This window comes from Microbacterium sp. NPDC057741 (assembly GCF_042798735.1).
GTDB lineage: Bacteria > Actinomycetota > Actinomycetes > Actinomycetales > Microbacteriaceae > Microbacterium.
Genome location: NZ_JBHVJW010000002.1, coordinates 322,089 through 340,453 on the forward strand (window position 1 = coordinate 322,089; position 18,365 = coordinate 340,453).

General features: G+C 69.4%; 18 protein-coding genes. 11 read left to right on the forward strand and 7 right to left on the reverse strand.

Translation table 11 applies throughout. The features are described 5' to 3' along the window. Nucleotides 1–110 precede the first annotated feature (110 nt). Genes ACFVDO_RS08525 through ACFVDO_RS08535 form a run of 3 tightly spaced genes read left to right on the forward strand, consistent with a single transcriptional unit; the run spans nucleotide 111 to nucleotide 3,582 of the window. Nucleotides 111–1,502 (forward strand): NAD-dependent malic enzyme, encoded by a 1,392-nt coding sequence (locus tag ACFVDO_RS08525; protein WP_378858545.1) that lies wholly within the window; start codon nucleotides 111–113, stop codon nucleotides 1,500–1,502. A 5-nt stretch (nucleotides 1,503–1,507) separates the two neighbouring features. After that, nucleotides 1,508–2,776 (forward strand): DUF6986 family protein, encoded by a 1,269-nt coding sequence (locus tag ACFVDO_RS08530; RefSeq protein ID WP_378858544.1) that lies wholly within the window; start codon nucleotides 1,508–1,510, stop codon nucleotides 2,774–2,776. Beyond that, nucleotides 2,773–3,582, forward strand: a complete 810-nt coding sequence (locus ACFVDO_RS08535) for a bifunctional allantoicase/(S)-ureidoglycine aminohydrolase (RefSeq protein ID WP_378858543.1) — start codon at nucleotides 2,773–2,775, stop codon at nucleotides 3,580–3,582. Before ACFVDO_RS08530 ends, ACFVDO_RS08535 begins: the two co-directional genes overlap by 4 nt. Nucleotides 3,583–3,891: 309 nt before the next feature. Here ACFVDO_RS08535 and ACFVDO_RS08540 read toward each other — a convergent pair whose 3' ends face one another. Continuing rightward, nucleotides 3,892–5,295, reverse strand: coding sequence for an MFS transporter (locus ACFVDO_RS08540; protein WP_378858542.1), 1,404 nt, complete (start codon nucleotides 5,293–5,295; stop codon nucleotides 3,892–3,894). Between the two features lie 208 nt (nucleotides 5,296–5,503). Between ACFVDO_RS08540 and ACFVDO_RS08545 the strand changes: the two genes are divergently transcribed. From ACFVDO_RS08545 to ACFVDO_RS08560, 4 genes are read left to right on the forward strand one after another with little or no spacing between them, the layout of a single operon-like run. Then, nucleotides 5,504–6,301 (forward strand): hydroxypyruvate isomerase family protein, encoded by a 798-nt coding sequence (locus ACFVDO_RS08545; RefSeq protein WP_378858541.1) that lies wholly within the window; start codon nucleotides 5,504–5,506, stop codon nucleotides 6,299–6,301. A gap of 47 nt (nucleotides 6,302–6,348) precedes the next feature. After that, a complete protein-coding gene (locus ACFVDO_RS08550) occupies nucleotides 6,349–7,227 on the forward strand; it encodes a 2-hydroxy-3-oxopropionate reductase (protein WP_378858540.1) in 879 nt (292 codons plus the stop codon). Between the two features lie 34 nt (nucleotides 7,228–7,261). After that, on the forward strand, nucleotides 7,262–9,049 hold the full coding sequence (gcl, locus tag ACFVDO_RS08555) for a glyoxylate carboligase (protein WP_378858539.1): 1,788 nt from the start codon (nucleotides 7,262–7,264) through the stop codon (nucleotides 9,047–9,049). Between the two features lie 18 nt (nucleotides 9,050–9,067). After that, nucleotides 9,068–10,186 carry a glycerate kinase gene (locus tag ACFVDO_RS08560; protein ID WP_378858538.1) on the forward strand — a complete coding sequence of 373 codons (1,119 nt, stop codon included), beginning with the start codon at nucleotides 9,068–9,070 and terminating at the stop codon, nucleotides 10,184–10,186. Nucleotides 10,187–10,486: 300 nt separating this feature from the next. Here the strand turns inward: ACFVDO_RS08560 and ACFVDO_RS08565 are convergent, their stop codons facing one another. Next, nucleotides 10,487–10,792: a GIY-YIG nuclease family protein gene (locus tag ACFVDO_RS08565; protein WP_378858537.1), complete on the reverse strand. Its 306-nt coding sequence runs from the start codon at nucleotides 10,790–10,792 to the stop codon at nucleotides 10,487–10,489. 47 nt (nucleotides 10,793–10,839) lie between these two features. Between ACFVDO_RS08565 and ACFVDO_RS08570 the strand changes: the two genes are divergently transcribed. Beyond that, a complete protein-coding gene (locus ACFVDO_RS08570) occupies nucleotides 10,840–11,163 on the forward strand; it encodes an SdpI family protein (RefSeq protein WP_378858536.1) in 324 nt (107 codons plus the stop codon). A 73-nt stretch (nucleotides 11,164–11,236) separates the two neighbouring features. Here the strand turns inward: ACFVDO_RS08570 and moaC are convergent, their stop codons facing one another. Genes moaC through ACFVDO_RS08585 form a run of 3 tightly spaced genes read right to left on the reverse strand, consistent with a single transcriptional unit; the run spans nucleotide 11,237 to nucleotide 13,246 of the window. Then, complete coding sequence (gene moaC / locus ACFVDO_RS08575) at nucleotides 11,237–11,740, reverse strand: cyclic pyranopterin monophosphate synthase MoaC (protein ID WP_378858535.1); 504 nt, start codon at nucleotides 11,738–11,740, stop codon at nucleotides 11,237–11,239. Then, nucleotides 11,733–13,001, reverse strand: coding sequence for a gephyrin-like molybdotransferase Glp (glp, locus tag ACFVDO_RS08580; RefSeq protein ID WP_378858534.1), 1,269 nt, complete (start codon nucleotides 12,999–13,001; stop codon nucleotides 11,733–11,735). The genes moaC and glp overlap by 8 nt, the downstream gene beginning before the upstream one ends. After that, the gene (locus ACFVDO_RS08585) at nucleotides 12,998–13,246 is read right to left on the reverse strand and encodes a MoaD/ThiS family protein (RefSeq protein ID WP_378858533.1); all 249 of its coding nucleotides are present in this window, start codon (nucleotides 13,244–13,246) and stop codon (nucleotides 12,998–13,000) included. The genes glp and ACFVDO_RS08585 overlap by 4 nt, the downstream gene beginning before the upstream one ends. A 91-nt stretch (nucleotides 13,247–13,337) precedes the next feature. Here ACFVDO_RS08585 and ACFVDO_RS08590 point away from each other — a divergent pair, with 91 nt between their 5' ends. Genes ACFVDO_RS08590 through ACFVDO_RS08600 form a run of 3 tightly spaced genes read left to right on the forward strand, consistent with a single transcriptional unit; the run spans nucleotide 13,338 to nucleotide 15,594 of the window. After that, nucleotides 13,338–14,483, forward strand: coding sequence for a ThiF family adenylyltransferase (locus tag ACFVDO_RS08590; RefSeq protein WP_378858532.1), 1,146 nt, complete (start codon nucleotides 13,338–13,340; stop codon nucleotides 14,481–14,483). Beyond that, on the forward strand, nucleotides 14,480–14,887 hold the full coding sequence (locus tag ACFVDO_RS08595; RefSeq protein WP_378858531.1) for a molybdenum cofactor biosynthesis protein MoaE: 408 nt from the start codon (nucleotides 14,480–14,482) through the stop codon (nucleotides 14,885–14,887). The genes ACFVDO_RS08590 and ACFVDO_RS08595 overlap by 4 nt, the downstream gene beginning before the upstream one ends. A 32-nt stretch (nucleotides 14,888–14,919) precedes the next feature. Next, nucleotides 14,920–15,594: a GAP family protein gene (locus ACFVDO_RS08600; RefSeq protein ID WP_378858530.1), complete on the forward strand. Its 675-nt coding sequence runs from the start codon at nucleotides 14,920–14,922 to the stop codon at nucleotides 15,592–15,594. Nucleotides 15,595–15,605: 11 nt separating this feature from the next. On the opposite strand, the gene moaA is transcribed toward ACFVDO_RS08600, so the two are convergent. Next, nucleotides 15,606–16,643 carry a GTP 3',8-cyclase MoaA gene (gene moaA, locus ACFVDO_RS08605; protein WP_378858572.1) on the reverse strand — a complete coding sequence of 346 codons (1,038 nt, stop codon included), beginning with the start codon at nucleotides 16,641–16,643 and terminating at the stop codon, nucleotides 15,606–15,608. Between the two features lie 427 nt (nucleotides 16,644–17,070). Next, on the reverse strand, nucleotides 17,071–18,237 hold the full coding sequence (locus ACFVDO_RS08610; RefSeq protein WP_378858529.1) for an ABC transporter ATP-binding protein: 1,167 nt from the start codon (nucleotides 18,235–18,237) through the stop codon (nucleotides 17,071–17,073). Nucleotides 18,238–18,365 lie beyond the last annotated feature (128 nt).

The window sequence follows — 18,365 nt, forward strand, 5'->3', positions numbered from 1 at the left end:
CTATGCCGGAAATTCGCGAGCGATTCGGTATACCACTTGCATAAAACTTTCGCTAAGTAGATAATAGTCTCCACGATACGAAAAACAACAGCCCTCGAAGGGGAGGCATCATGGCGAACCCGGGTCCTGGCAACTCGATCACCCTGCGCATCGACGCACCGTCCAACTTCAGCGTGACCAGCGAGCTCGCGGCGACCGCCGCTGCCGCGGGTGCTGTCATCACCGCACTCGACGTCGTCGAGTCGCACCCGACGACGATCGTCGTCGACCTGACCTGCAACACCATCGACGAGTCCCACGCGGAGAGCATCCGCGACGCGGTCCAGGCGCTCGAGGGCGTGCACGTGCGCCAGGTCAGCGACCGCACCTTCCTGATGCACCTCGGCGGCAAGCTCGAGGTCGTTCCCAGCGTCCCGCTGCGCAACCGCGACGATCTCTCCCGCGCGTACACCCCTGGCGTCGCCCGTGTCTGCATGGCGATCGCCGAGGACAAGAGCAAGGCGCGCAAGCTCACCGTCAAGCGCAACACCATCGCCGTGGTCACCGACGGCTCGGCCGTGCTGGGCCTGGGCAACATCGGCCCCGAGGCCGCCCTGCCCGTCATGGAGGGCAAGGCCGCCCTGTTCAAGCAGTTCGCGAACGTCGACGCCTGGCCGGTCTGCCTGGACACCCAGGACACCGAGGAGATCATCAAGATCGTCAAGGCGATCGCCCCGGTCTACGGCGGCGTGAACCTCGAGGACATCGCCGCCCCGCGGTGCTTCGAGATCGAGGCCCGTCTGCGCGACGAGCTCGACATCCCCGTCTTCCACGACGACCAGCACGGCACCGCGATCGTCACGCTGGCCGCGCTGCACAACGCGCTGAAGGTGGTCGACAAGAAGATCGAGGACGTCCGCATCGTCCTCTCCGGCGTCGGCGCGGCCGGTAACGCCATCGCCCAGCTGCTGCTCGCGCAGGGCGCGGTCGACATCGTCGCGTGCGGCCGCAGCGGCGCGATCAACCGCGACGACGAGTACACCGACGCACACCGCATCGAGCTCGCCGCCACCACCAACCCGCGCAACTTCAAGGGCACCCTGAAGGAGGCCGTCGTCGGCGCCGACGTGTTCATCGGCGTCAGCGCCCCGAACGTGCTCGACGAGGCCGACATCGCCGCGATGGCGGACGACGCGATCGTGTTCGCCATGGCCAACCCGACCCCCGAGGTCGACCCGGTCATCGCCTCCAAGCACGCAGCCGTCGTGGCCACCGGCCGCAGCGACTTCCCGAACCAGATCAACAACGTGCTGGCGTTCCCCGGCTTCTTCCGCGGTCTGCTCGACGCGGGCGTGTCCGACATCACGCCGCCTATGCTGGTCGCAGCCGCCGAGGCGATCGCGAGCCGCGTCGACGATGAGGAGCGCAACGCCAGCTTCATCATCCCCAGCGTGTTCGACCCCGAGGTGGCGGGCGCCGTCGCCGAGGCGATCGTGCGCGTCGTCAAGGCCGGCAAGGAGTGAATGATTTGACCGTCAACGGAACCCTCGGCGAGCAGGACCTCGCAGGCGTCGACACCGCGCTCAGCGGCACCGACACCCTGCTCGCGACCGAGTACCCCGGCGATGACGGATCGCGTCAGCCCGTGCACACGCTGTACGTGCCGGCCGACCGCTTCACCCCGGAGCTCACCGCGCAGCTCGGAACGGATGCCGCGGCTGCGGCATCCGCGTTCGGCGGCGTCGCCGCACTGGCCGAGGCCGTCGGTCTCGGCCACCTCGCGGGCGAGCTGGCGCCACTGGTCGAGGCCAAGCTCGAGAACGAGCCGGTCGAGGACCTGCGCCTCGACTTCGAGGACGGCTACGGCGCGCGCCCCGATGACGAGGAGGACGCCGACGCGGTCCTCGCCGCCGAGCGGGTCTCGCAGGCGGTCGCCGCCGGTGTCGCGCCGCCGTTCATCGGCATCCGGTTCAAGTGCTTCGAGGCGCCGACCCGGCGCCGCGGCATCCGCACTCTCGACCTGTTCCTGACCACGCTGGTCCGTAACGGCGGCCTGCCGGACGGTCTTGTGCTGACTCTGCCGAAGGTCACGACGATCGAGCAGGTCGAGGCGATGGTCTCGCTCTGCGAGATCTTCGAGGAGCGACTCGGCCTTCCCGCCGGTCGCCTGCGCTTCGAGGTGCAGATGGAGACCCCGCAGCTCATCGTCGCCGCGGACGGCTCGGTGCCGGTCGCGACCCTGCTGCACCGGGCGGACGGCCGCGTCACCGCCCTGCACTACGGCACCTACGACTACAGCGCCTCGCTGCAGATCGCCGCGGCTTACCAGTCCATGGAGCACCCGGCCGCCGACTACGCCAAGCAGGTCATGCAGGTCGCGGTCGCCGAGACCGGCGTGCGTCTCTCCGACGGATCGACCAACGTCATCCCCGTCGGCGAGAACGCGGAGGATGCCTGGAAGCTGCACGCCCGCCTGGTGCGGCGCTCGCTCGAGCGCGGCTACTACCAGGGCTGGGATCTGCACGCCGCACAGCTGCCCACTCGCTACCTGGCGACCTACGCGTTCTACCGCGAGGGCTTCGCCGCCGCCGCGAAGCGCCTGGACAACTACCTGCACGGCAGCGATGCGACGATCATGGATGAACCTGCCACCGCCCGCGCTCTCGCGCGGTTCGTGGTGCGCGGCGCCGAATGCGGCGCGATCACCGAAGACGAGGTGCGGTCCGCGACGGGTGCTGAACCCGCCGAGCTCGTCCGCCTCGCTCACCCGAAGCTCGCAGCCAAGGAGAACGCATGAGCTATTACACCCCCGCCGGCGGCCTGCCCCCGCAGACCGACCTGCTCACCGACCGCGCCATCGTCAAGCTGGCCTACACGGTCATCCCGAAGGGCGTGCTGCGCGACATCGTCACCAGCAACCTGCCCGGATTCACGAACACCCGCGCCTGGATCATCGCCAAGCCCACGCCGAGCTCCGCGATGACCTTCTCGCAGCTGATCGTCGAGATCGCCCCGGGCGGCGAGGCGGCCAAGCCCGAGGTCGAGGCCGGCGTCGAGGGCGTGGTGTTCGTCACCACCGGTCGCCTGAACCTGACCCTGGAGGGTGAGGAGCACGTGCTCGAGGAGGGCGGCTACGCCTTCCTCGCGCCGGGTGCGAACTGGTCGCTCAAGAACGAGGGCGACGAGATCACCAGCTTCCACTGGATCCGCAAGGCCTACGAGTGGATCGACGGGGTCGACGCCCCGGCATCCTTCGTGACCCGTGACCAGGACATCGAGCCGACCCCCATGGTCGGCACCGACGCGTGGCTGACTACCCGCTTCGCGGACTCGAGCGACATGGCGCACGACATGCAGGTGAACATCGTCACCTTCAAGCCGGGCGGCTCCATTCCGTTCGCCGAGACGCACGTCATGGAGCACGGCCTGTTCGTGCTCGAGGGCAAGGCCGTCTACCGCCTCAACGACGACTGGGTCGAGGTCGAGGCCGGCGACTACATGCTGCTCCGCGCGTTCTGCCCGCAGGCCTGCTACGCCGGCGGCCCCGGCAACTTCCGCTACCTGCTGTACAAGGACATGAACCGCCAGATCAAGCTGACCTGAGTTCAGTCCTCGTGAACGCCGTCCGCCGTGCTGGTGGGCGGCGTTCGTGTTTCCAGGGCCGCTCGGCCGCTCGGCCGGTCCGCGAGAACAGGACGTCTCGCGAGAACAGGACAGATCCCGGGCATCCGTCCTGTTCTCGCACGTTGTCCTGTGTTCGAGGTGCGGATGCAGGCGACTCGGACGCCTGTGGGCAGGATGAAACCCGAATCCGCCGGCATCCGTCCTTCCTGCCTGCATCCGTAACGGGCGGATGCCAGACGCACAGCGAAGCGGGGCCCGCCGGACGGCAGGCCCCGCTTCGGATGTGCCTCAGGCGGGAGCTGCGGCGGCGGCCTTCTCCTCGGCGGTGGGGATCTGCTCGATCCGGCCGAGCACCACGGTGTAGAAGATGATGCCGACCACGAGCATCACCGCGGCGATGACGAACGCCATCGCGAAGCTGCCGGTGAACTGGACGACGAAGCCGGTGACGATCGGTGCGGTCGTGCCGATCAGGTTGTTCACGGTGTTCATGACCGCGCCGGTCGCGCCGACAGCGCCCTCCGGAGCGATCAGGGCGGGGAGGGAGTTCGTCACGCTGAACGCGATCGTGATGCCGGTGATCCCGAGGGTGATCCAGACGAGCGACCAGAACAGACTGTGCGTGAACGCCGTGCCGACGATCGTGGTCGCGAGCAGCATACCGCCGATGATGAACACCCGCCGCACGAGAGTGCTGGACTTGCCGTTCTTGATCAGACGATCCAGGAAGAAACCGGGCAGCAGGTACTGGACGACCACGGCGACCAGCCAGGGGATGGCCGTGTACAGGCCGGATGAGGCGACATCCATGTCCATCTCGGCCTGCAGGAAGCCGGGCAGCCAGGTGAGCAGCATCCACTGCACGTAACCGGCGCAGCCCAGACCCAGCGACATGCCCCACACCTTGCGCTGACGGAGGATGTAGCCGAGGTTGGCGAGCGGGTTCGGCTTCGGGGCGTCCTCGTGCTGAGCGCCGCCGTCGAGGATGTGCTTCAGCTCGGCATCGCTCAGCTTGCCCTCGCGGTTCATCTCCTTCGGGTCGCGGTAGCGGATGAAGAAGAGCACAGTGCAGATGAGGCTGAGCACGCCGATGGTGACGAACGCGCCGCGCCATCCGAACATGGCGACTGCCGCGCCGACGATCGGGAAGCCGATCACGTTCGACAGGCGCTGGCCGCTGTCGAAGATGACGGTCGCCATACCTCGTTCTGTTCGGGGGAACCAGTAGCTGGTGACCTTCATCGCGCCGGGGAAGATTGGCGCCTCGGCGAACCCGAGGATCAGGCGGGCGACGAGCAGCAGCCCCATTCCGCTGATCATGGCGGTGAGGAAGCAGGACACCGCCCACAGCACCGTCGCGGTTCGCATGACCCACTTGATGCCGATCTTGTCGAGCAGCATGCCCATCGGGATCTGCATCAGGGCGTAGGACCAGCCGAAGCAGCCGAGGATGATGCCCATCTGGCCGGCCGTCATGCCGAACTCGAGTCGCATCTCGTGCTCGGCGACCGACATCGAACTGCGATCGATGTAGTTGACCAGCACGGCGAAGAAGAGGATGAAGGCGATTCCCCAGCGCACCTTGCCGATCTTCTTCGGGCTCGGGATGATCAGCCCGGTCTTGGGGATCTTGGCGGGGTCGGGGGAACTGATGGAAGACATGATGATGCGGAGACCTCTCTTGCTCGTCATCGAGTTGAGTCTGGACGCTCCTGTTCAGGGCGCGTCAGCACTGTAACCCCGAATCGTCAGATTTCACAATAGAGAACTTAATATTCGTATTGTGGAACTTGGGTGAACCCGGCTCGCACGCAGCCGGTGTTGACATCACCCACCCTGCGCGCGTACGATTTCACACACAGGAAGAAAACTTCCACGATTTGAAATCAAGGACGATCCCATGAGCTACACCGTCAACGCTTCGATTCTGCTGACCGACCTGCCGGTGAACGAGCGTCCGGCCGCCGTCAAGGCCGCCGGCTTCGACGCCGTCGAGTTCTGGTGGCCGTTCGCCTCTGCCGTCCCCGCGGTGTCCGAGGTCGACGCCTTCGTCACCGCGATCCAGGATGCCGGCGTGCAGCTGACCGGCCTGAACTTCTTCGCGGGCGACATGCCCGCCGGAGACCGCGGCCTGGTCTCCTGGGTCGGCCGCGAGGACGAGTTCCGCGCCAACGTCGACGTCGTCGTCGCGATCGGCGAGCGCACCGGAACCAAGGCCTTCAACGCCCTGTACGGCCTCCGCCAGGAGGGCGTCTCCGAGCAGGAGCAGGACGACCTCGCCGTCGAGAACCTCGCCATCGCCGGTCGCGCTGTCGCCGAGCTGGGCGGCATCGTGCTGCTCGAGCCGGTCTCCGGCGCCGACGCCTACCCGCTGAAGACCGCCGCCGACGCGCTGGCGATCATCGAGCGCGTCAAGAACGAGCAGGGCGTCGACAACGTCAAGCTGCTCGCCGACTTCTACCACCTGGCCGTCAATGGCGACGACGTCGCCGCAGTGATCGCAGGTCACGCCGCCGAATTCGGTCACATCCAGATCGCGGATGCTCCGGGCCGCGGCGAGCCCGGCACCGGTGACCTGCCGATCGCGCAGTGGATCGCCGACGCACAGGCCGGCGGCTACCAGGGCGTCATCGGCCTGGAGTACAAGGCCACGCAGGCCCACCCGTTCGCCTGGACCGCAGCGGCCGCACAGGCCTGATCCCACCAGGCATCCCGACTCAAGAATTCCCGCGAAGGAGCGAAGACATGACCAACATCGCATTCATCGGCCTCGGCATCATGGGCCTGCCGATGGCCAAGAACCTCGTCACCGCCGGCTACGACGTGACCGGCTTCAACCGCAGCCAGGAGGCGATCGACAAGCTCGTCGCCGCTGGCGGCAAGGGCGCCACCAGCATCGCCGACGCCGTGAAGGACGCCGACGTCGTCATCACGATGGTCCCGGACTCCCCGGATGTCGCGGGCGTCGTGCAGGGCCCGGAAGGCGTGTTCGCCAACGCCAAGGCCGGTGCACTGTGGATCGACAACTCCTCGATCCGCCCCGATGTCGCCAAGGAGCTCGCAGCCGAGGCCGTCGCCGCCGGCTTCGGCGCCGTCGACGCTCCCGTCTCGGGCGGCGAGCAGGGTGCCATCGACGGCGTCCTCTCGATCATGACCGGCGGCTCGCCGGAGGACTTCGCCAAGGCGGAGCCCGTGCTGAACGCGGTCGGCAAGACCATCGTGCACGTCGGCCCCGCTGGCGCCGGCCAGACCGTCAAGGCCGCCAACCAGCTCATCGTCGCCGTCAACATCCAGGCGCTGAGCGAGGCCATCCTCTTCCTCGAGTCCTACGGCGTCGACACGGATGCCGCGCTCAAGGTGCTCGGCGGAGGACTGGCCGGTTCGAAGGTTCTGGACCAGAAGGGCCAGAAGATCCTCGACCGCGACTTCACCCCCGGATTCCGCCTGGCCCTGCACAACAAGGACCTGGGCATCGTCACCGCCGCCGCACGACAGGCCGGCATCTCCGTTCCGCTCGGCTCGGCCGTCGCGCAGCTGGTCACCTCGCTCGTCGCCCGCGGCGACGGCGGCCTCGACCACTCCGGTCTGTTCAAGCTCACCGCCGAGCTCTCCGGTCGCGACTAAGCGATCCCCACCACACTTTCTAAGGACTGAAATCATGACCCGCATGCGCGCAGTGGACGCCATCGTCCAGATTCTGATCAAGGAGGGCGCCGACGAGGCCTTCGGCCTGCCCGGCGCCGCCATCAACCCGCTGTACTCCGCGATGCGCGCCAACGGCGGCATCCGGCACACCCTGGCCCGTCACGTCGAGGGCGCCTCGCACATGGCCGACGGCTACAGCCGCACCGGCGACGGCCGCATCGGCGTCTGCCTCGGCACCTCCGGCCCCGCCGGCACCGACATGATCACCGGCCTCTACGCCGCGATCGCCGACTCCATCCCGATGCTGTGCATCACCGGCCAGGCGCCGGTGGCGAAGCTCGACAAGGAGGACTTCCAGGCCGTCGACATCGCGTCGATCGCGAAGCCTGTGACGAAGTTCGCCAAGACGGTCCTCGAGGGCGCTCAGGTTCCCGGCGTGTTCCAGTCGGCGTTCCAGATCATGCGCTCCGGCCGCCCTGGCCCGGTGCTGATCGACCTGCCTTTCGATGTGCAGATGACCGAGATCGAGTTCGACATCGACACCTACGAGCCGCTGCCGGTGGCCAAGCCCGTCGCCTCCAAGGCGCAGGCCGAGAAGGTGCTCGACATGCTCGTGTCCGCCAAGCACCCGGCGATCATCGCCGGTGGCGGCATCGTCAACTCCGGAGCATCCGACAAGCTCGTCGAGCTTGCCGAGACCCTCGGCGTGCCCGTGTTCCCGACCCTGATGGGCTGGGGCGTCCTGCCCGACGACCACCCGCTGGCCGCGGGCCTGGTCGGCATCCAGACCTCGCAGCGCTACGGCAACGCGAGCTTCCTGGAGAGCGACTTCGTGCTGGGCATCGGCAACCGCTGGGCCAACCGCCACACCGGCGGCCTGGACACCTACCGCAAGGGCCGCACCTTCGTGCACGTCGACATCGAGCCCACCCAGATCGGCCGCGTCTTCGCGCCCGACTACGGTGTGGTCTCCGACGCCGGCGCGTTCATCGACGCCCTGCTCGAGGCTGCCCGCGACCGCGTCGCCGAGCTGCCCGACTACAACGGCTGGGCGCAGGAGTGCCGCGACCGCAAGGCGCGCCTGCAGCGCAAGACCAACTTCGACAACGTGCCGATGAAGCCGCACCGCGTCTACCAGGAGATGCTCTCGGCGTTCGACCGCGACACCACCTTCGTCACCACGATCGGCCTGTCGCAGATCGCCGGCGCGCAGCTGCTGCACGTCTACGGCCCGCGCAAGTGGATCAACGCCGGTCAGGCCGGCCCGCTGGGCTGGACCGGCCCTGCCGCCCTCGGCGTGGTCCGTGGCAAGCCGGGCGAGCAGGTCGTCGCGCTCTCGGGCGACTACGACTTCCAGTTCATGATCGAGGAGCTCGCCGTGGGTGCGCAGCACAAGCTGCCGTACATCCACGTCGTGGTGAACAACAGCTACCTGGGCCTGATCCGTCAGTCGCAGCGCGGCTTCGAGATGGACTATGAGGTGTCGCTGGCGTTCGACAACGTCAACACCCCGCAGGACTCGTCGTCGATCGCCACCGGTTACGGCGTGGACCACGTCAAGGTCGCCGAGGGGCTGGGCTGCAAGGCCCTGCGCGTCGAGCGTCCCGAGGACCTCGCCGCGGGCTTCGCCGAGGCGACGCGTCTGCGTGACGAGTTCCAGGTGCCGGTGGTCGTCGAGGTCATCCTCGAGCGCGTCACCAACATCGCGATGGGTGCCGACCTCGACACCATGAACGAGTTCGAGGACCTGGCGACGACTCCGCAGGACGCCCCTGAGGCGATCTACGCGCTGCTCGACTGAGTTCTGCCGACGCTGATCATGCGCATTCTCATCGCCTCCGACAAGTTCAAGGGCTCCGCGACCGGCGCTGAAGTCGCCGCCAGTCTCGGAGAAGGGATCCTGTCGGTCCGTGCGGATGCCGTGATCGCGTCGGTGCCGGTCGCCGACGGCGGCGAGGGGACGGTCGACGCCGCCCTCGCCGCCGGATTCACGGCGGATGCCGCGGAGGTGACGGGCCCGGTGGGGGATCCGGTCACCGCGCGGTTCGCGGTCAGCGGCTCGCAGGCCATCATCGAGATGGCCGCCGCGAGCGGGCTGGACGCCCTTCCGGGCGGCGTGCGCGCCGCCCGGAAGGCCACCAGCCGGGGCACCGGAGACCTGATCCGCGCCGCACTGGACCGCGGCTGCACACAGGTCGTGCTCGGCATCGGCGGCAGCGCCAACACCGACGGCGGAGCCGGAATGCTGCAGGCGCTCGGCGTCTCGCTGAAGGATGCCTCGGGGGAGGAGCTTCCCGGTGGGGGAGCCGCGCTCGCGTCGCTCGCGACCGTCGACGTGTCGGGACTGGACCCGCGTCTCGCCGAGGCGGAGATCGTCCTGGCCAGCGACGTGGACAACCCGCTGCTCGGTGAGCGCGGCGCAGCCGCCGTGTTCGGCCCGCAGAAGGGGGCATCCGCTGCGGATGTCGTTGAGCTTGATACCGCACTCGCGCACTTCGCCTCTCTGCTGGAAGCTCAGCCGAGAGTGCGGCCTTCGACTGCCGACGCGGGGGCCGGAGCCGCCGGCGGCGTCGGCTATGCCGCCCTCGCGGTGCTCGGCGCCCGTCGCGAGCCCGGCGTCGAGGTGGTGCAGCGACTCACCGGCCTCGCCGACCGCGTCGTCGGCGCCGACCTCGTCATCACCGGCGAGGGCAGCCTCGACGACCAGAGTCTCGGCGGCAAGACGCCGCTCGGCGTCGCCGCCGTCGCCCGCGCGGCGGGCGTGCCCGTCATCGCCGTGTGCGGTCGGTCGACGCTGGATGCCGCGGCCGTGGCATCCGCCGGCTTCGAGCGCGTGTACGCCCTGTCCGAGATCGAACCCGATGTCGAGAAGAGCATCGCGAACGCCAAGACCCTCCTGGTGGACGTCGGGCGCACTGTCGCCCGCGACATCCTCTGACCGCAGACTCGGCGGGGCGGGGACAACGGCGTCCGCCTCCCGTCGTGCCCCACGCGTCTCTCTCCGCCATCGCCGGTCGTTGAGCGAGCGACGAAGGAGCGAGACGAAACGTCGTGACGTTCTTCGGGAGTCTTGGTGCGTTTCGTCTCGCTTCGCTCGCTCAACGACCACCGGGCGTGCCCACCTCGGTCGTTGAGCGAGCGAGGTACGAGCGAGACGAAACGTCGTGACGTGCCTCGGAACCTCGCGGTCGTTGAGCGAGCGACGAAGGAGCGAGACGAAAGGTCGTGACGTGCCTCGTTACTCAGCCGGCTGGGCACCAGCAGCTCTCTGCCGCTTGCTCCATCCGACAACCGCATCGAGGCCGCCCGCCATGAATGCCTCTCGCTTTGCACGACTCCAGCCCTGGATGCGCTTCTCCCAGGCGAAAGCCTCAGAGATGTCGCCGAACTCTTCGGACCAGGCCAGCTCGACCGGGAGTCGCCGTCGTGTGTATGCGCTGCCCAGGCCCGCGGCGTGCTGCTCGAGTCGCCAATTCAGATCGATCGTGCTCCCGACGTAATAGCTGCCGTCGGCGCATCTCAGGATGTACGTGAATCCGCTCATGCTCGGACGGTAGGCGAGGCGTCGGACATTCTGAGATCATCCAGGTGATGGTTCTTCTCGAGGTGGTCGTCGCTGTGGTCGTGATCCTGTCGGTCGTGCTTCCGGCTCGGCGCATCCTCCGACGGAACGGGTGGCTCGGAATCCGGACGACCGCGACGTTGGCCAGCGACGAGGCGTGGGCGCGCGGGCATCGGGCTGCGGTGCTGCCGGCGAGTCTGACTGGCGGGATCGCGATCGTCGGGGGCGTTGTCGCGATGTCGCTGGGCCACGGCCGCGATATCGCGGTCGTCGTGGGGATCGCGGTGGTCCTGGTCGCGGGTGGCGTGTGGATCGCCGCGGTGGCGAGGCGTGCTGCGATGCGCTCAGAGTAAGGTCCGCGGAAGCGCTGAGAGCGTTTCGTCTCGCTCGTTCCTCGCTCGCTCAACGACCACGTGGGGTGAGGCGTCAACGACCGCCGGGTTCGCGGGACCAGTCGCCGCTCTTGCCGCCGGACTTCGCGAGCACCTGGATGTCGGTGATCACGGCCCGGTTGTCGACGGCCTTGATCATGTCGTAGAGGGTCAGCGCGGCGATGCTCGCGGCGGTGAGCGCCTCCATCTCCACACCCGTCACGCCGTTCGTGACCGCGGTCGCGACGATGCGAACCCGATCCTCGCCGGGCTCGAGATCGACGGCGAGCTTCGTCAGCGGCAGCGGGTGGCACAGCGGGATGAGGCTCGAGGTCTGCTTCGCGCCCATGATGCCGGCCAGCCGGGCCGTGCCGAGCGCCTCGCCCTTGGGGAGCGTTCCGTCGGCGATCGCCGCGACCACCTCGGGAGTGGTGATGAGCACGGCCTGCGCCTTCGCCTCGCGCCGGGTGACGGCCTTCTCGGTCACGTCGACCATGTGCGCCGAGCCGTCGGCGCGCAGGTGGGTGAGCTTCGGCTCGGCGTTCGCGGGCTCAGTCATCGATCCTCCAGATGTCGACCTCGGCGCCGGCGGGCAGGGAGTCCACCCCCACCGGAAGGTGCACGAGCGCGTTCGCCGTGGCGTACGCGTGCAGCAGGTGGGAGCTCGGGGCGCCGACTTCGACGCTACCGTCCGCACGCACCGTGCCGCGCCGCACCTGATGCTTCGCGGGTGGCGAGGTGACCGGATGCGCGAGCGCCGCGCGCTCGGTGCGCCGCTGCGCCGGCCACCCGGCGAGCTCGCGCAGCAGAGGACGCAGGAAGAGCTCGAATGAGATCAGTGCGGACACCGGATTGCCCGGGAACGCCAGCACCGGCAACCGTTGCCCGCTCGGCAGCACCGCAGTGCCGAGGCCCTGCGGGCCGCCCGGCTGCATCGCGACGGGACCGAACTCCACGCCGAGTGGCTCCAGCGTGTCGCGCACCACCTCGAAGGCACCGGCGCTGACACCGCCGGTCGTCACGACCAGGTCGACATCCGGATGCTGCTCCAGCACCGCGACCACGGCCGCGGCGTCGTCCGGCGCCGATGCGGTCATGGCCACGGCTCCGGCCGCCGTGACGGCCGCGGCCATCATCACCGAGTTCGAGTCGTAGATCGCGCCGCTGTCGGCCACCGGATCGAGCCGGATGCCCGGCATCCGCAGCTCGTGGCCGGTGGAGAGCACGAGCACGCGGATCGGGTTCCGGACGCGCACGAGCGGCACACCGGCCGCCGCGAGCGAGCCGAGCTGCGCCGGTCCGAGCCTGGTGCCGGCGGGCAGCAGCAGCGCGCCCTCCCGGATGTCGGTGCCGACGGCCCGCACGAACGTGCCGGGCTCGACGGGGGCGTGGAACGCCACGGTCGTGCCGGCTGGGGCGTCGTGCGTGCCTCCACCGATGCCGACGAACCGCGGCGGATCGCTCTGCTCGATGGGGACGACGGCATCCGCGCCCGCCGGCACGGCGGCTCCGGTCATGACGGGGGAGGCCGTACCGGGCGCGAGGGTCCCGACCGGGTCGCCCGCCGCGCTGGTGGGGCCGACCGGAAGGCGCACGGGCGCGTCGGCGGATGCCGCGGCGAGGTCGGCTGCACGCACGGCATAGCCGTCCATCTGCGAGTTCGCGAAGCGGGGGAGGGAGATCGGGGAGGTCACGTCCTCGGCGAGCACCAGGCCGAGAGCATCCGTGAGCGCCGCCGTCTCGGAGTTCAGCCGTTCGACGAGCGGCTCGAGCAGCTCCGCCGCCGCGGCGGCGTGCTCGAGGTGGGTGCGCACGGTCATCCGCCCGCGAACGGCGGCAGCACGTCGACGTTCGCCGAGATCGGCGATGCCGGGTCGCGGCGAACGACGCCGTCGACGAGGAAGGATCCGGAGCGCAGCACCTTCTCCATCGCCGCGCCGTAGCGCTCCTGCAGTGCGTCGCGCAGCGCGCCCACGGTCGCGCCGGCGTCGAAGTCGAGCTGCTCCTGCTCCCGGCCCGCGGCATCTGCCGCCGCCGCGAAGTACCGCACTGTCACCATCGCCATGCCTCCATCGTACCCGCGATGCGGAATCCAGCATCCGCGAAGTGGAAGTGAATATCCGCCAGGTGGACAGCGGGCGCGTAGACTCGGAACCATGTCTCCGCTCGTCGAGCCGGGTCCGGCGCTGGACCCAGACCGGGTCTCCCGGTACAGCCGTCAGCTCATGCTGCCCGGATTCGGCGAGAGCGCGCAGCGCCGGCTTCGGAACGCTCGCGTCCTGGTGCTCGGCGCCGGCGGGCTCGGAAGCGCCGTGGTCCCGTCGCTCGCTGCGGCCGGCGTCGGCACGATCGGCATCATCGACGACGACGACGTCGAGCTGTCCAACCTGCACCGTCAGCTCAGCCACGGCGTCGCCGACATCGGCCGGTCCAAGGTGGACTCGCTCGCGGAGACGGTCGCCGCGATCGACCCCGGATGTCGGGTGAACCGGCATCCGGTGCGCGTGATCAGTGCGAATCTGCCCGAGATCCTCGCCGGCTACGACCTGCTGATCGACGGCAGCGACAACTTCCCGACCAGGTACCTCGCCAACGACGCCGCCGTGCTGGCCGGCATCCCGCTGGTGTGGGGCGCGATCCTGCGCTTCCACGGTCAGGTCGGCATCTCGTGGCACGGCCACGGCCCCACCTGGCGCGACCTGTTCCCGGCGCCGCCACCCGCAGATGACGCGCTCTCCTGCGAGCTCGGCGGAGTGCTGCCCACGCTCTGCCCGGCGATCGGCTCGTTCCTCGCCACCGAGGCGATCAAGCTCATCACCGGCATCGGCGAACCGCTGATCGGCCGCGTGCTCGTCTACGACGCACTCACCGCACGCACCCGCGAGATCCCCTACGGCATCTCCGACGAGACGCCCGAGGTCACTGAGCTGATCGACTACGACCTGTTCTGCGGCGTCGGCGCTGACGACGACCTCGTGCCGGTCGCCGCAGCCGACTTGCTGCGGCGGATGCGCGCCGGCGAACCGCTGCGCCTGCTCGACGTGCGCGAGCAGCACGAGGCCGACGCGCGCCGCATCGACGGCAGCATCCTGCTTCCGATCGGCGACCTGCGCAGCGGGTCGCTGCCGGATGCCGGCGACGAGACGCTCGTGGTCTACTGCGAGAAGGACCCGCGGTCGCGCAGCGCCGCCCGCATCCTCATCGAGAACGGCTTCGACGACGTCGTCTATCTCGCCGGCGGCATCCAGGCCTTCGCCGGCGTCGGCGGCGACACCGTATCCAGCGCGCAGGAGGAACTGTGACTTTCGACCTGATCTCCGAGACGCCCCTCGAAGAGGCGGCGATCCGGCGGGCCGTCGAGGCCGACGCGAGCGGCGCCGTGGTGATGTTCTGCGGTGTGGTGCGCGACCATGACGGCGGCAAGCCGGTGCGCTCGCTCGACTACCGTGCGCACCCGGATGCCGCGCGTTTCCTCGAGGCGTGCGTCGAGCGGATCCGCGAGGAGACCGGCTTCGCGGTGGCCGCTTCGCACCGCGTCGGAGACCTGCGCATCGGCGATGTGGCGCTGTTCGCCGCGGCATCCGCCCCGCACCGTGCCGAGGCCTTCGATGCCTGCGAGCGCCTGGTCGAGATCATCAAGCGCGAGGTGCCGATCTGGAAGCGCCAGCACTACGACGACGGCGTATCGGAGTGGGTCGGGCTCTGACCCGCCGCGCGGCTCTGTGACAGGATGACGGCGTGATCGAAGCGCTCGCCGAACTCCTGCCGATGGCGTTCGTGCTCGCGCTCAGCCCGCTTCCGATCATGGCGGTGATCCTGGCGCTGATGGCGCCCTCGGGACTCCGAGGCGGAATCATGCTGGTCCTGGGGCGCCTGCTCAGCCTGCTGGTCGCGGTGGGGCTGGCAGGGGTCGCCGCCGAGTACCTCGCGGATCTCTCCGGAGGCGGGGTCTGGGGCGCCGTCCTCCAATTGCTCCTGGGTTCCGGGCTCGTCATCGCGGCCTTCGTGAGCTGGTCCCGTCGCCCGCGCGGCGGGAAGGCCGCGCTGCCCGCCATGCTGGAGTCGATCACCCGGGCCCAGCCGGCGCGTGCCTTCGGCCTCGGCCTGCTCGTGACGGTGACGAATCCGAAGGACCTCGCGATCGCGATCGGCGCCGGCCTGAGCATCGGAGCCACGATCGATGGCATCCCCGGCGCATTCGGCGCGGCAGCGGTGTTCGCGCTGATCGCAACGCTGACCGCCGTGGCACCCCTGGTGGCCTTCGTCGTGCTCGGCGAAGGCGCAGGTGACGTGCTCACAGCCGTGCGCGACTGGCTGACGACGAACCTGACGCTCGTGCTGGCGGTGATCCTGCTGCTGATCGGCGTGCTGCTCATCAGTGACGGCCTGGCCTTCTTCGGCGAATCGGCCTGATCAGCTCGGCGTCAGCCGCCGATGTAGCTCATCTCGATGCGCTTGCGCTGCTCGCGCAGCTCTGGCGTGAGGCTGGAGCGGATCTCGGAGTAGCGGTCCTCGCGACCGCCCCAGATGGACGCCATCGCCGCCGACAGCTCGTCATCGGATGCCCCGCCGCGCAGCAGCGCGCGCAGGTCGTGGCCCTCCGAGGCGAACAGGCAGGTGAAAAGCCTGCCCTCGGTGGAGATGCGCGCCCGGTTGCAGGTGCCGCAGAACGCGTTCGTCACGCTGGAGATCAGGCCGATCTCGCCCGATCCGTCGGCGTACCGCCAGCGCTTCGCCGTCTCGCCGTGCACGGCCTCACCGAGCGGCTCGAGCGGGAAGACCTCATTGATGCGTGCCACCACCTCGGACGACGGCACCACCTCGTCGAGAGACCAGCCGTTGGTGTTCCCCACGTCCATGTACTCGATGAATCGCAGCGTGTAGGGCGTGCCCTTGAACCGGCGCGCCATGTCGATGATCTCGCCGTCGTTGAGTCCCCGCTTGACGACCATGTTCAGACGGATCGGGCCGAGACCCGCCTCGTGAGCGGCATCGATCCCGTCCAGCACACGGCTGACCGGGAAGCGGACGTCGTTCATCTTCTGGAACAGAGCGTCGTCGAGGGAGTCCACCGACACGGTGACGCGGGTGAGACCGGCATCCCTCAACGCCGCGGCCTTCACGGCCAAGGCCGATCCGTTGGTGGTCAGCGCGATGTCGAGCTTTTCGCCCTCCGGAGTGCGCAGCTCGGCGAGCTGAGCAATGAGTTCCTCGATGCCCCGGCGCAATAGCGGCTCGCCGCCGGTGAGGCGGATCTTGTGCACCCCGTGGGCCGCCGCGACCCGCGCGATGCGAGTGATCTCTTCGAAGGAGAGCAGTTCATTCCGATCGAGGAATGCATAGTCGCGACCGAATACCTCTTTGGGCATGCAGTACACGCAGCGGAAGTTGCAGCGATCGGTGACCGAGATCCGCAGGTCGCGCAGCGGCCGGCTGAACCGGTCGGTCAGCGCGATGGGCATGCCGGTGGACGGCAGCCTCTCGGCGCCGTTAGGCCCATCGATGTGCGTGATCGTCATCGGTCATCCCCTTACGGATCGCAACGGTAGCACCGGTTTCCGAGTGCCGGATGCCGCGGAAGCCGGATCGTCACCGGCCGCTGGCTGCGTGTGCTCAGGTCGCAGTTCGCGTGGGTTGGGCCGTCTCGCAGCTGCCCAGGTTGCAGCTCGTCCCGTTCTGATGCCCGGAATCTGGGACCAGGTGCGACCCGGGCGGAACGAGGCGACACCCGGCCAGCGTGGCCGGACGGGGCCGAGCGGCGCGCTCCGCGGCGCTCGGGTCGCAGTTCGTCTCGCTCTGGCCGCGCTGCGATCGTTCAGAGCGCAGCTCGTCCCGTTCTGATGCCCGGATTCCGGGACTCAGCGCGACCTGAGCGGGGCGCTGCACGAGTCAGGACCGGCGCACCGAGACATCGTCGGGATGCACGGTGAAGCGCAGCCGCACGCCGGGGGCGACCCCGGCGGCGACGGCCACGGTCGACGGGCAGTCCACGGCGATGCCGGGCTGCTCCGTGGAGCGCAGCCGCATGCCGCCGGGCAGCGGCTCCAGCGTTGCGACCGTGCCTTCCCAGGTGTTCGCGGCGGTCGTCGCTGCGGTGTCGGAGCGCTGGATCCGCACCGATCCCGGCGCGAACGCGACAGTCGCCGCAGCACCGACCGGCACGGCTTCGCCGGCGCCTTGCCACACGAGATCCGCGCCGGGGGGCGCCGAGAGTTCGGATGCCGACCCGGTGGATTCGGTCGCGGCAGATACCTGGGCGGACTCGTCCGCGGTGCCGCCCTCCGGGGCACTGCGCACGGTTCCGTCCGCCGCACCGACGCCCGACACCAGGTTCACTCCCGCCAGCGCAGCGACGAACGTCGATATCGGGTGCCCGAGGACCTCGGCGGTCGGCCCCTGCTGCACGATCCGGCCGTCATGCACGATCGCCGTCCGCGCCGCGAGCACGACGGCATCGAGCGGATCGTGCGTCACCAGCACCAGCGGGATGCCGGCGCCGTCGCGCTGCTCGCCGATCAGGCGTCGCGCCTGCGCGGCGGTCTCCACATCGAGCGCGGCGAACGGCTCGTCCAGCAGCAGCGCGGCGGGCCGTGCCGCCAGCGCCCTGGCCAGGGCGACACGCTGCTGCTGGCCGCCGGACAGCTGCGCAGGTCGGTGACCGGCGAGTTCGCCGAGGCCCACCCGGTCGAGCCAGCCTCCCGCATCCGCCCGCGCCTGAGCGCGCGGCACCCCCTGCGCGCGCGGACCGAACGCGACGTTCTCGAGGGCGGACAGATGCGGGAAGAGCAGTGGCCTCTGGCCGAGCAGCCCGATGCGGCGCTGAGCCGGGGGCACGCCTGCGGCCCGTCCTCCGGCCCCCGAGCCGTCGAGCTCACGCCCGTCGAGCGCGATGCGCCCGTCGTCGATCGGCAGGTGCCCGGCCAGGGCGGCGAGCAGCGTGGACTTGCCCGAGCCGTTGGGCCCGAGCACGGCGAGCACCTCGCCGGGCGCGGCATCCAGCGCCATGTCCACGTGGAACGCGCCGGCGTGCGCGCGGAAGTCGGCAGAGAGGGTCATCGCGCACCTCGTCGCACTCGGGTCGCAGTCGGTTCCGGATCCCGCCGCACCGTGCCGCCCTGGTCGCAGTCGGTCCCGTTCGCGCCGCAGAACGTGACGAACTGCGACCGGAACGTGGGGGATGAAGC

Coding starts and splice junctions, on each gene's coding strand:
- ACFVDO_RS08525 (WP_378858545.1), top strand. CDS start 111: ATGGCGAACCCGGGTCCTGGCAACTCGATCACCCTGCGCATCGACGCA.
- ACFVDO_RS08535 (WP_378858543.1), top strand. CDS start 2,773: ATGAGCTATTACACCCCCGCCGGCGGCCTGCCCCCGCAGACCGACCTG.
- ACFVDO_RS08540 (WP_378858542.1), bottom strand. CDS start 5,295: ATGACGAGCAAGAGAGGTCTCCGCATCATCATGTCTTCCATCAGTTCC.
- ACFVDO_RS08545 (WP_378858541.1), top strand. CDS start 5,504: ATGAGCTACACCGTCAACGCTTCGATTCTGCTGACCGACCTGCCGGTG.
- ACFVDO_RS08550 (WP_378858540.1), top strand. CDS start 6,349: ATGACCAACATCGCATTCATCGGCCTCGGCATCATGGGCCTGCCGATG.
- gcl (WP_378858539.1), top strand. CDS start 7,262: ATGACCCGCATGCGCGCAGTGGACGCCATCGTCCAGATTCTGATCAAG.
- ACFVDO_RS08560 (WP_378858538.1), top strand. CDS start 9,068: ATGCGCATTCTCATCGCCTCCGACAAGTTCAAGGGCTCCGCGACCGGC.
- ACFVDO_RS08565 (WP_378858537.1), bottom strand. CDS start 10,792: ATGAGCGGATTCACGTACATCCTGAGATGCGCCGACGGCAGCTATTAC.
- ACFVDO_RS08570 (WP_378858536.1), top strand. CDS start 10,840: ATGGTTCTTCTCGAGGTGGTCGTCGCTGTGGTCGTGATCCTGTCGGTC.
- moaC (WP_378858535.1), bottom strand. CDS start 11,740: ATGACTGAGCCCGCGAACGCCGAGCCGAAGCTCACCCACCTGCGCGCC.
- glp (WP_378858534.1), bottom strand. CDS start 13,001: ATGACCGTGCGCACCCACCTCGAGCACGCCGCCGCGGCGGCGGAGCTG.
- ACFVDO_RS08585 (WP_378858533.1), bottom strand. CDS start 13,246: ATGGCGATGGTGACAGTGCGGTACTTCGCGGCGGCGGCAGATGCCGCG.
- ACFVDO_RS08590 (WP_378858532.1), top strand. CDS start 13,338: ATGTCTCCGCTCGTCGAGCCGGGTCCGGCGCTGGACCCAGACCGGGTC.
- moaA (WP_378858572.1), bottom strand. CDS start 16,643: ATGCCCATCGCGCTGACCGACCGGTTCAGCCGGCCGCTGCGCGACCTG.
- ACFVDO_RS08610 (WP_378858529.1), bottom strand. CDS start 18,237: ATGACCCTCTCTGCCGACTTCCGCGCGCACGCCGGCGCGTTCCACGTG.